The organism is Bacillus sp. CH_70 (assembly GCF_038007045.1).
Classification (GTDB): Bacteria; Bacillota; Bacilli; order Bacillales; family Bacillaceae_G; genus Bacillus_A; species Bacillus_A cereus.
Genome location: NZ_JBBOWL010000001.1, coordinates 3,699,320 through 3,710,887, shown reverse-complemented (window position 1 = coordinate 3,710,887; position 11,568 = coordinate 3,699,320). Strand labels below are relative to the sequence as shown.

The window sequence follows — 11,568 nt, the reverse complement described above, 5'->3', positions numbered from 1 at the left end:
TGCTGTCTCCTTGTTAACAACTATTTAGCGTTTTCAGCAACCTCATATCCTTTCACAAACAATAGCGTCATATAAGAAACGATAAACGAGAAGATGCTGTACATGCCAACCCAAAAGAAAAATTTTGGAGTAAAGGCGATAACACCTATTATTAAAAAACTAGCAAACGTTACAATCGGCATTACGTAATACATTTTCGTTTTGCGTGTTCCAATAACAGATACGATAAAGATAAATAATGGACAAATTAATAAGACGAAAATCAATTCATTCATAGGTATGTCCCCTTTTCTAATTGCAGTAATCTGTTTCTCGTAAACGTTTTGAAATAATTACTCTCCTAATATAATTTCGCTAAGTAATAACGAATCCCTCTTGAAAACTGATAATTCATGATGAATTTTACAAGCAAAAAACGTAAGCAAGAGAACACTTGCTTACGTTATAGGATAAACATTGCAACGATTGTGGTGACAATTAAACCGATAACAACCGGTAAAAAGTTTCGGCGTGCAAGTTCAAATGGATCGACTTTACAAATCGCAGCAGCAGGAATAAGTGCCCAAGGAATTAACGTCCCGCCCCCGGTCCATATAGCTGCAATTTGCCCGAGTGCTGTTAATGTAGCTGTTCCATGGCCAAGTGCTGTTCCAAAAAGATTGGCAATGGAACCAGCAAGTGATATACCTGAAAAACCTGATCCATCTAAGCCGGTAATGACACCAACGATGGTTAATGTCCCTGCCGATACATATTGATTTAAAGGAACAGTTTGAGATAAAGCGATGCCTAAGTCGTTAATGATTCCATGTGAACCTTTCGGTAAATAGTCCCCGATAATTTTCACAAAGCCACTATCTCCTAAATAAAAGAGTGCAGCGATAGGAATAACTGGTCCGAAAATTTTAAAGCCAAATTGGAGCCCTTCTATGAAATAATCGGTCGTTTTATTCAGTCCATTACCTTTGTAGGCGATGAGAGAAATGATGATAATCATAATAACAGTTGTTCCGCCGATAAGTGCAGTTGCGTCGCTTCCTTGTAGTTGAAATTGAATCATGCAAAGGATATCAATGATATATACGATAGGGATACAAATAGCGAGCCATTTCTTTGTGCGAGGAGATAATGAAGTGAGCGTTTTAGAAGACTCAGTTGATAGAATAGATTCTTGTATAGCTAAGCCTGTATGAAACTCTTTTCGTAAGAAGAAAAAAGCGACGGAAGTTGTCACAACGCCCATAACGATAACGAGTGGAACACTTGCAGATACGACGCTGGAAACAGGGAGACCCGCAGCGTCTGCGGTTAATTTTGGTGCGCCTTGTATAACGAAGTCGCCGGATAAAGCAATGCCATGACCGAATAAGTTCATAGCAATTGCTACTCCAATTGGAGGAAGACCGACACGTACAGCAACCGGTAATAAAATAGCTCCCATTAATGCGACAGCGGGAGAAGGCCAAAAGAAGAAAGAAATTGTCATCATCAAAAGGCCAATAATCCAGTAGGCGAGGGTAGGGGTACGGATCATCTTTGTAAATGGTGAAATCATTGTATCATTTATACCGGTATGAACGAGTAAATTGCTCATGGATACAATAATAGAAATGATTAATATAGTTGGTAATAGCTCAGTAATGGCGTAAATAAAACTTTGAAAAATGCCGCTAACGGCAAGAGGGATAGAACTTGTAGCAGTTAATGCTAATAAAAAGATAAAAACGATACAAATAATTGTAGTATCTTTCCGGAGAATAAAAAAGGTAATAATAGTGAGTAAACAAATAACATAGAGAGCGTGTAATAGCGTTAATTCAACTCCCATAACATTCACATCCTTAGGCAATCGTGTAGTTTATTGTATGAAAGTAGGGAAAGTATGTGAGTATAAGAAACAGAAAAAAAGGTAAAATTTCATGTACTGCAATGGTAAGGATAAAAAATGGATGTTACAGTACAATTAATCCTAAAAATGGAATTCAAGGAGGGCTTATGCACAAAAAAATTGGATTTTTGGGATTTATCATATCTTGTAGTCTATTAATCATTTTAAAGCTATTTACAAACAATGAATGGATAAGTATTATACCTGTTTTCGGGTTTGTATTTATACTTTTATATAACTGGGATGGTATGAAACAATACAGTAAAAAGTATCGGAATTATGATAGGTATCATCGTTGTTTGCTCATTGTTCGCAGGGGTTATTTTAATAGAGGGTCAGAAACAAATGGAGAAAATGTCTATTTTTCAAGAATGGATGTCTTCTGCAAACGGTCTTTATCTTGTAATAATAGTTGTTATTTTTCTAAGAATTGTTATAAGTATAGCAAGTTACATATTAAAGGAGAAGTAGAATGGGGGAGTGCGAATGAGAGAAAAAATAGGATATTATGGTGTGCTAGTTTGTTTACTATTATCAATTATTTCAGGACAATTTCTTAACAGTGAATGGGTACCAGTTATATTATGTATAGGAGTATTGATTTTTGCTTCTATGTATCGCTGGAATGAATGGAAAGCATATAGTCGAAAAAAGAAAATGGTTTTCAGCATCGAATTTGTCATTATAATCAGCACAATTCCGTTTTTGTTATGGAAAGGAAATGAGATAATAGATGGAATTGTAATGTTTCAAGGGTGGTTGTTTATTGCGAAAATGCTATATTTAATATGCATTTTAATGTTGGTAGTGGTAGTCACTAAAATAGTAAACGAAAAGCTATTCGTTAATGAATAAAAGAAAATGCCACCTTATTCGGTGGCATTTCCTCATTTTACTGCATGAGCTTTTTGCATCTTTTTAATTAAACGAATTTGTCCACGATGATTGATTTCATCTTCAAAAACGTGAAACCACTTAAAATAGTTATTTGCTGGTTTGTCATACCAAAAGTCTGTCGTTTTAAATAACCATTCATCAGGTAACGATTGAAAAGTCTCGATTGTTTTGGAACGTACTTCTTGTAATGTATTTATGTAAAATTCTATAGCGTTTCCTTTTATTTTCTCACGCCCAAGATCGCCTAATTCAATGCCAGGTAACCAGCGTTCTAATTCAGCCTCCGTTGGTTCACGGTCTTCAAAAGTATGAATCTGGTAGTAAAATTCAATAGCAGCCATATGATACAATAACATGCCAATTGAATTTGCTTCCTTATCATATAAATAATCAAGTTCTTCAATTGTTAAACTTTCCACTGCTTGCATTGTTGTATAGCGAGCGTAATTCATCATGGAAACAAGCTTTGAAAATTCTACATGTAAACCCTCCAATTTATCAATTACAAAATTCAATTAAAATTCCCCCTCTTTAAATGAATACTCCAGAGAAGGAATTCTATGTGCAAAAAAAGTTTTGTTTAAACCTTCATAATATTAACAAGGGATTATAATTAGTTCTCTATTTGATTTTGTAATAACGTCATAACCATCTTTGGTGATGACAATATCATCTTCGATTCTACAACCGCCCCAGTTCGGTATGTAAATGCCCGGCTCAACTGTAACAACCATACCTTCTTGTAAAGTTGCCTTGCTTTCTTGGGATAAGCGAAGTGGTTCATGTATTTCTAACCCAAGACCGTGCCCGGTAGAGTGGCCAAAGTATTGACCGTATCCATGTTCTGTAATGTAATTCCTCGTTATATCATCGATACTTTTCGCAGTTTCTCCAGGCTTAATTGCTTCAGTCCCACGCTTTAACGCTTCTCGTACAACATTGTATATTTTTTGGAATTCTTCCGATGGTTCCCCGATTGCTACGGTACGTGTTATATCGGAACAATATCCGTCGTAAAGTGCACCGAAGTCTAATGTAACGATATCGCCTCGTTCGATTATTTTATTTGATGCAACTCCATGGGGAAGTGAAGAACGAACGCCTGAGGCTACAATGATTTGGAATGAAGAAGATGTAGCCCCTTTTTTTCGCATGAAAAATTCTAACTCATCTCGAACGTCAGTCTCGCTTATTCCAGGCTTTAGAAATGTAACAATATGGTGAAATGCTTCGTCAGCGATTGTAGCTGCGATTTTCATTGTTTCTATTTCAGATGTGTCTTTAATAAGTCGAATATCTTCAATAATCTCACACACTGGAACCATTTCTGTATGTATATATTTTTGTAGTTTCTTAAATTGTTGCAAAGTCATATTATTGTCTTCTATACCAAGTTTTTGAATGTTTAATTTTGATACTTGATTTGCAACTTCTTCTTCTAAATTTCCTTTATGCATAATAATTTCTGCTGCTTTTATTTCCGTTTTTGCTTGATCTACGTAACGGAAATCAGTAATGAAAATAGCTTTATGCGCAGCGATTAAGACAACGCCTGCGCTACCTGTAAAGTTTGTTGCGTATTGACGGTTTTCTTTTTTTGTAATAAGTAACCCGTCGATTCCGTAATTATGTAGTTGTTTTTGGATGTTAGTTATTCTTACATTCATTTTAATTCCTCCTTTTTACATTAATAAAGCAAGAATTGTGCCAGTATATTTATTTAGAATAAAAGAGAAGAGGGTAGCTGTGTGTCAAAAAAACTAGACGAATGTAAAATAAATATATATAAAATTTTTACAGTAAGTTTTTATGTGACTGAACAATAATATAAACTCGCAAACGAAAATCTTTTTAATTTAAATATTATATTTTTTGTATAAATGAATTAAGTTAATTGGTATAATAAGGGATTGTTACGTTTTTTATAGGTAAAGAGATGTAACGAAAAAAACTGGGTTAAGGAATGTGAGTGTATGAAGAAATTAAGTAAAGTAATGTCATTTTGTTTGGCCGCTAGTATGCTTGTTATAACGGGGTGTGAAACAAGTGAACACAAAGTTCAAGTAAATGAAACGATTGAACAGCTTGATGAAGCGCCAGAAGTGACAGAAAAAGAAGCGAAAAAGATTGTAAGAAAGAGTGTAGATGGAATAGCAAATGCGTTTAGTGAGATGGAAAAAGAAAATGGATGGAGCCGAAATAATCCTGGGGATTTAGAGACAGCTAAAAAAGGAGTTAAAGGATTGGTTTCAGAAAAGTTTGTAGAGAATCAGCTTCCTGAATTGCTTGCTAACTTTAATAGATCGAGAGAGACTGATATGTTACCATTCCCAAATTATTTTCAAACTGAAATAAGATTTTCTTCTTCACAAGATAAAGAAAATTTAACGGTACATACATTAAGTTTAGAAGATGAAATAGGTCATGCGGCCCAAGATTGGGAATTTCATTTGGTGTATAAAGAAGGGGAATGGTTAATGGATAAATGGTCATTCGTTTTTCCTGAAGATTTAAAACTTACAAAAGAAGAAGCAAATAGAATTTTAAAAATGCCAGACGATAAGAATGTGTCATTTGTAAGTGAAGAAAATAGTGGCGATAAGAAATACATATTCAAAGATAGTAACGGATTAATTACTGTAAATGCGAAAACATCTCTTATTTCATACAATGTAGATAAAAATAGGTATGAAAAGGTAACGAAAGAAAGAAATATTCAAGAAACAGAACAAGTACAGAGAAAGGATTCGAGTGCGTATACAGGCTCAAAAGAAGAGAAACAATCGCAAAAAGAATCTTCTTCAAAGATAGATAGAGCAAATGTTTTAAGTGAATTAGCTGCTATAGATAAACAAGAAAAACATACGAATGCTATGTCAACCAATGATATAGTAAATGAAATAGAAGGAAATTATGAACTGTGGGATAATAAACTAAATGAAATTTACAGTACATTAAAAAGTACGATGTCACCTGATGCGTTTCAGTCGTTAAAAACGAAACAAATTGCGTGGGTTAAAGAAAAAGAAAGTAAAGTTAAAGCAATTGGTACTGATACAAATAACGGAACGATGAGGCGTATAGAAGCTTCAGAAGAGAAATATAAGATGACAAAAGCAAGATGTTATGAATTAGTAAATGGGTATATGAACTAGTGTGAACGAATATAAAAAATGCGTTGCTTATAAGCAACGCATTTTTGTATTTACGCTTTTAATTTCATTACAATATCAGCATCTGGTGTTACATATACGGTTTGCTGATTGTCGTACGTAACAAAACCAAGTTTTGCACCACTCGGTTTTTTCACATGGCGTATTTTAGTGAAATCAACAGGTACAGAGCTAGACTCTTTCGCTTTACTGTAATAAGCGGCAATTTTGGCAGCTTCTAGTAAAGTTTCTTCAGCAGGCTCTAAAGAACGAATGACAACGTGAGAGCCAGGTATGTCTTTCGTATGTAACCAAATTTCATCACGGCGGGCAAACTTCGTTGTTAAATAATCATTTTGTTTATTGTTTTTACCAACGAAAATCTCTGTGCCATCACTTGCTAAATATTTATCTAATACTGGCTTAGTAGGCTTTTTCTTTGCGTTTTTCGTTTTGCGATTGCGCACATAACCTTCTTCAGCTAATTCCTCACGAATTTCTTCAATATCTTTTGAAGAAGCAGCTTCCATTTGTTGAAGTAAGCTATCAAAATAAAGAATTTCTTCATTGGTTTTTTCGATTTGTTCTTCTACAACAACAACTGAATTTTTTGCTTTTTGATACTTTTGGAAATAGCGTTGTGCATTTTCAGATGGTGTTTTTAAAGGATCTAATGTGATTTTTACAGTTCCGCCATTTTCATCGTAATAATTAACGACCTCAATATCTTTATCGCCTTTTTTCAAAGCGTACATATTAGCTGTAAGTAGCTCTCCAAATAGTTGATATTTATCTGCTTTTCCAGCATCTTGCAGTGTTTTTTCGAGTTTAATGAGTTTTTTCTCGTTTTTATTTTTTTCATTTTGCATAAAGCGTTCTAAATCATGAGCTTGTTGTTTTACACGATCGCGCTCTGCTTTTCCGAAAAAGAAACGATCAAGCAATTCACTAACAGATGAGAACGTCTTATCTTCTCCTTGCAAGTGTGCAAGAGGGAAAAGATAAAAGAATTCTTTTCCATTTGAAGTAGTCATCGCTGGTGAATATGTATGAGTTAATAATGGTTTTTGTATGGAGAAAAATGCATCCGCTAATGCTTTTTCATTTACCATACCAGCTTTTTTCACTACTTCTTTTGCGAATAACGGGGATATTCCCGTAAAGGTGCCGACAAGCTGTTTATCCATGTTTCCAGATAGAAAGTCTAGTGGTCTAATAAATTCATCATTTGTTTCAATCTGAAGTGGGTTAATTTTATGTTGTGCTGGTGGTGCAATATATTCAGCTCCAGCGTATACAGTACGATGGCGGTTTACCGCTAAAGATATGTGTTTTAAGCTATCTAAAATAACATTTGTTTTCGTATCTACTAAGATAATGTTACTATGTCGGCCCATTATTTCGATTACTAATGTTTTTAATGATTCGTCTCCAATTTCATTCCGACTGCGAACTGTAATTTGAATAATACGTTCTAAGTCAATTTGTTCAATTTTTTCAATAAACCCACCTTCTAAATGTTTACGAAGAAGCATACAAAACATTGGCGGTATTGCTGGTGAATCGTAGTTTTGATTCGTTAAGTGCAGACGCGCATATGTAGGGTGAGACGAAAGAATTAGTTTTTGGTTCTTTCCGTTTGCTCGAATATGTAATAAAATCTCATACTTTGAAGGTTGATATATTTTGGAAATTCTTCCTGTGTAAAGAGAATTTGCAATTTCATGTGTAATTGCTCTTGTAAATAATCCATCGAATGCCATAAATGAACACTCCTTTCTAACTAAAAGTTAATTATAGCATTTTTTTGGACGAGGCTGAATAAGCTTTCAATAGAGTATGTCTGGAATCAGGAGGTCGATGGCAGGATGAACTGGTATGGAATGCGGGCACATGAAGTGGAAGAAAGAACGAATACGAATGTAAAGGTTGGACTTACAGAGAAAGAAGCAGAAGGGCGCGTAAAGAAATTTGGTACTAATGAATTAGAAGAAGCAAAAAGGCCTTCTGCACTAATGGTATTTTTAGCACAGTTTAAAGATTTCATGGTACTCGTTTTGTTTGGAGCAACAATTGTTTCTGCGTTTTTAGGTGAATACATTGATTCTATTGCTATTGTTGCCATTGTTATTATCAATGGTATTCTCGGATTTTTTCAAGAAAGAAAAGCTGAAAAATCATTGGAAGCTTTAAAGGAACTAGCCGCTCCACAAGTTACTGTAATGCGGAATGGAAAGTGGGTAAAAGCACCATCTAAAGCACTTGTTTTAGGTGATATTATTAAGTTTTCCAGTGGTGATCGTATTGGGGCTGATGTGCGTCTTGTTGAAGCATCAAGTTTATATATTGAAGAGTCTGCTTTGACAGGGGAGTCCGTACCTGTACAAAAGAAGGTAGAAGCATTGCAAGGGCAAGATGTTGCAATTGGTGATCAAAAAAATATGGCTTTTATGGGGACAATGATTACACGAGGATCTGGTACAGGAGTCGTTGTAGCAACTGGTATGAATACAGCGATGGGGCAAATTGCAAATATGTTACAAAATGCAGAGCAAATGGAAACACCACTGCAAAGAAGGTTAGAACAGCTCGGAAAAATATTAATTATTGTGGCTCTTATTTTGACAGCACTCGTTGTATTAGCTGGTGTGTATCAAGGGAATGAAGTATATCATATGTTTTTAGCTGGTGTGTCTCTGGCTGTTGCGGCTATTCCAGAAGGGTTGCCGGCAATTGTTACAGTAGCTTTATCACTTGGTGTACAGCGTATGATAAAAAAGAGAGCAATTGTACGAAAGTTACCAGCCGTAGAAACGTTAGGTTGTGCTTCCGTTATATGTTCTGATAAAACGGGAACAATGACGCAAAACAAAATGATGGTAACACATATGTGGTCAGGCGGAGAATTGTGGAAAGTGACAGGGCAAGGATATGAACCTAATGGCTCTTTTATGAAAGGTGAAAAAGAAGTGAATCCAGCTAAGACAAAAGCACTTTATCAGCTACTTACATTTGGTTCACTATGTAACAATGCAAATATTATTCAAAAGAAAAAGGCGTACGTATTAGATGGAGATCCAACAGAGGGAGCGCTTGTAGCTGCAGCAATGAAAGCTGGGATAACACGTGAGGCATTGAAAGGGAAATTTGAAGTTATTCGTGAATTTCCATTTGATTCAACTCGAAAAATGATGAGTGTTATTGTACGAGATCGAGAGGGGAAAAAGTTTATTGTTACGAAGGGAGCACCGGATGTTCTTTTACAAATGAGTCAAACGATTTTATGGGGGGATAAGCAACAGCCGTTAAGTGAGCTATATAGAAAAGAAGTACAGGCGGCTATTCATAGTTTAGGTAGTCAAGCGCTTCGAACAATTGCAGTTGCGTTTAAACCTTTAAAAATAACGGATTCTATTGAACATGAAAGAGACGTTGAAAAAGATTTTATGTTAGTTGGGATACAAGGTATGATTGACCCACCAAGACCAGAAGTGGCGCAGGCGGTAAAAGAGTGTAAAGAAGCTGGTATTCGAACAGTAATGATTACAGGTGATCATAAAGTGACAGCAATGGCGATTGCTGAACAATTAGGAGTTTTGCCACCAGATGGACGCGTTGTTGAAGGAGTAGAACTCGCGAATATGGATGTGGAGGAATTAGAAAATGTTGTAGAAGATACGTATGTATTCGCTCGTGTATCACCTGAACATAAATTAAAAATTGTTAAGGCACTGCAAAATCAAGGGCATATAGTAGCGATGACAGGTGATGGAGTGAACGATGCTCCAGCTATAAAAACAGCTGATATTGGGATAGCGATGGGGATTACAGGGACAGATGTTGCAAAAGAAGCCTCTTCACTTGTTTTACTAGACGATAATTTTGCTACAATTAAGTCAGCGATTAAAGAAGGAAGAAATATATACGAGAACATACGTAAGTTCATCCGATATTTATTAGCATCAAATGTTGGAGAAATTTTAGTTATGTTATTTGCGATGTTACTTGCATTACCCCTGCCGATGGTTCCTATTCAAATTTTATGGGTGAACTTAGTTACTGATGGTTTACCAGCGATGGCATTAGGTTTGGATAAGGCTGAAGGAGATGTGATGAAGAGAACGCCGCGCCACCCGAAAGAAGGGGTATTCGCTAGAGGGCTTGCGTGGAAAATAATAAGTCGAGGTTTTTTAATTGGGGCAGTGACGTTAGTAGCGTTTATTATTGCGTATAACCAACATCCAAATGAACTGAAATATGCACAAACTGTAGCGTTCGCGACGTTGGTACTTGCTCAGCTTATTCATGTATTTGATTGTCGTAGTGAGCATTCTGTCTTTCATCGTAATCCATTTGGGAACGTGTATTTAGTAGGGGCGGTTATCATTTCATTACTACTCATGCTAGTGGTGATATATTATCCACCGTTACAACCGATTTTTAGCACAATGCCGATACAAGCAAGAGATTGGTTATTAATTGGAGGTTTGTCATCAATTCCGACTTTCTTACTAGTAGGTTCTTTATTAACAGGGAAAAAGGCGAAAAAGAAAAAGCCAATGTTATATAAGAAGGGATTAAACTTGAAATAGTCAATGTTATGAAAATGTGATATAATTTACAGAAGGTAGTAGAGCCTTGTCTCTATTACCTTTTTCATTGAGTTATTTTATGGCTTGGATGTGATAAAAATGATTTCTAGTATGACAGGGTTTGGAAGATCGAAAGTAGAAAGTGATACTTTTCAAATTACAGTAGAAATGAAATCGGTGAACCACCGTTTTTTAGAGATGAGTATTCGACTTCCTAAGCAAATGATGGTATTTGAGGACAAAATTCGTAAAATAATTGCACAGCAAGTTCGACGTGGACGCATTGAAGTGTCTATTAGTATAGCAGGTGAAGGACTTGTTGAAAGAAAATTAAGTGTGAATTGGTCACTTCTTGAGCAGTACCAATCGATGATGGAAGATATAAAAGGAAAGTTTCAATTACAAGATTCTATTACACTCGAGCAATTAATGGCAATGCCAGAAGTAACAGCAATTGAAGAAATAGAAAATGTAAATGAACATTTTGAGAACAGTTTATATGAGGCTGTTCGTCAAGCTGCTCATATGTTGAAAACGATGAGAGATGACGAAGGAGAACGATTACATAAAGATATAGCGTATCGTTTACAAGAGATTAGCAATTGTGTAAATGCAATTATTCCACATGCACCAATTGTTACACAAAAATATCGTGAACGATTAGAAAATCGCTTAAAAGAATTACATAATCAAGAGTTAGATGAACAAAGATTGCTAACAGAAGTCGCAATCTTTGCAGAGCGTTGTGATATTCATGAAGAGTTAGTTCGTTTGCAAAGTCATTTAGAGCAATTTCGTGAAACATTGCAGATTGAAGAGCCTGTTGGAAGGAAAATGGATTTCATCGTGCAAGAGATGCATAGAGAAATTAATACGATTGGTTCTAAGGCAAATGACTTAACAATTTCAAAATATGTTGTAGAAATGAAAAATAACCTTGAAAAAATTCGTGAACAAGTACAAAATATTGAGTAGCTTTCAAAAAATATATAAAGTTATACGTGGTGGAGAAATCGGATAGACTTACTAGGAGGCGCAA

Annotated in this window: 9 protein-coding genes and 1 pseudogene; 5 read left to right on the top strand and 5 right to left on the bottom strand. The window is 35.4% G+C overall.

Features of this window, described 5'->3' with window-relative positions; all coding sequences use genetic code 11:
* Window positions 1-20: 20 nt before the first annotated feature.
* Both N2V79_RS18650 and N2V79_RS18645 read right to left on the bottom strand, forming a co-directional pair.
* Window positions 21-275, bottom strand: a complete 255-nt coding sequence (locus tag N2V79_RS18650) for a YbeF family protein (protein ID WP_340720133.1) — start codon at window positions 273-275, stop codon at window positions 21-23.
* Window positions 276-442: 167 nt separating this feature from the next.
* Window positions 443-1,828, bottom strand: a complete 1,386-nt coding sequence (locus N2V79_RS18645; RefSeq protein ID WP_000537906.1) for a membrane protein — start codon at window positions 1,826-1,828, stop codon at window positions 443-445.
* Window positions 1,829-1,995: 167 nt separating this feature from the next.
* On the opposite strand from N2V79_RS18645, the pseudogene N2V79_RS18640 reads away from it, so the two are divergent.
* Together N2V79_RS18640 and N2V79_RS18635 are read left to right on the top strand one after the other, a co-directional pair.
* A pseudogene (locus N2V79_RS18640) lies at window positions 1,996-2,359 on the top strand (YoqO family protein).
* A 15-nt stretch (window positions 2,360-2,374) separates the two neighbouring features.
* The gene (locus tag N2V79_RS18635) at window positions 2,375-2,743 is read left to right on the top strand and encodes a YoqO family protein (RefSeq protein WP_053563753.1); all 369 of its coding nucleotides are present in this window, start codon (window positions 2,375-2,377) and stop codon (window positions 2,741-2,743) included.
* 32 nt (window positions 2,744-2,775) lie between these two features.
* Here N2V79_RS18635 and N2V79_RS18630 read toward each other — a convergent pair whose 3' ends face one another.
* Together N2V79_RS18630 and N2V79_RS18625 are read right to left on the bottom strand one after the other, a co-directional pair.
* The gene (locus N2V79_RS18630; RefSeq protein WP_001012056.1) at window positions 2,776-3,300 is read right to left on the bottom strand and encodes a DinB family protein; all 525 of its coding nucleotides are present in this window, start codon (window positions 3,298-3,300) and stop codon (window positions 2,776-2,778) included.
* 81 nt (window positions 3,301-3,381) lie between these two features.
* A complete protein-coding gene (locus tag N2V79_RS18625; RefSeq protein ID WP_001102865.1) occupies window positions 3,382-4,452 on the bottom strand; it encodes a M24 family metallopeptidase in 1,071 nt (356 codons plus the stop codon).
* A gap of 306 nt (window positions 4,453-4,758) precedes the next feature.
* On the opposite strand from N2V79_RS18625, the gene N2V79_RS18620 reads away from it, so the two are divergent.
* Window positions 4,759-5,940 (top strand): lysozyme inhibitor LprI family protein, encoded by a 1,182-nt coding sequence (locus N2V79_RS18620; RefSeq protein ID WP_000736520.1) that lies wholly within the window; start codon window positions 4,759-4,761, stop codon window positions 5,938-5,940.
* Between the two features lie 50 nt (window positions 5,941-5,990).
* Here N2V79_RS18620 and N2V79_RS18615 read toward each other — a convergent pair whose 3' ends face one another.
* Window positions 5,991-7,700 (bottom strand): Rqc2 family fibronectin-binding protein, encoded by a 1,710-nt coding sequence (locus tag N2V79_RS18615; RefSeq protein WP_000863271.1) that lies wholly within the window; start codon window positions 7,698-7,700, stop codon window positions 5,991-5,993.
* Window positions 7,701-7,805: 105 nt separating this feature from the next.
* Here N2V79_RS18615 and N2V79_RS18610 point away from each other — a divergent pair, with 105 nt between their 5' ends.
* Entirely contained in the window at window positions 7,806-10,529 is a 2,724-nt protein-coding gene (locus N2V79_RS18610) for a calcium-translocating P-type ATPase, SERCA-type (protein ID WP_001104774.1), read from the top strand.
* A gap of 99 nt (window positions 10,530-10,628) precedes the next feature.
* Window positions 10,629-11,504 (top strand): YicC/YloC family endoribonuclease, encoded by an 876-nt coding sequence (locus tag N2V79_RS18605; protein ID WP_000625865.1) that lies wholly within the window; start codon window positions 10,629-10,631, stop codon window positions 11,502-11,504.
* The last annotated feature ends 64 nt before the right edge of the window (window positions 11,505-11,568 follow it).